The sequence below is a fragment of the Acinetobacter proteolyticus genome, from assembly GCF_000367945.1.
GTDB lineage: Bacteria > Pseudomonadota > Gammaproteobacteria > Pseudomonadales > Moraxellaceae > Acinetobacter > Acinetobacter proteolyticus.
On record NZ_KB849179.1, the window covers coordinates 2,433,006 to 2,433,502 of the forward strand.

General features: G+C 50.9%; 1 pseudogene. It reads right to left on the reverse strand.

Features of this window, described 5'->3' with window-relative positions:
- Positions 1-497, reverse strand: a pseudogene (locus F993_RS05820) (YadA-like family protein); the annotation flags it as partial.

Genomic DNA, 497 nt, shown 5'->3' on the forward strand with positions numbered 1-497 from the left:
GTGAATGGTCCATTGAGACGACCACCTTCATTGGTCACACCACCACCCAAGATATCGCCCGTAGAGGCAACGCTGTCATTGAGCTGACCACCATTCACTGCTTCTTTTGAACCTGCTGCAACTGTGCCGTCTGCAACACCAGTGATCTTACCTGTCGTTCCGTCAATGTTGACATCACCCACTTGCACTGAATCAAAATCAACATCTCGTGCAGTGGCAACTTCATAGTTGGTGCTGCCATCGGCATTGGTCGACTCAGTAACAACGATATTGTCACCTTCTGTCACAGTTGTTTTGGCTGCAACCGCCTGACCACGAACTGAGTCAATCGCATCATGGATGTTGTTTTGACCTGTGTTCCCCACATTGCTCGTTGTAATTGAGCCATCTGGATTCACGGCCGCATTACCACCAACAACTGTACTCACGCTGTCGGCAACGCCACGGAGCTGTCCACCGTTCACTGCTTCTTTTGAGCCTGCTGCAATCGTGCCGTC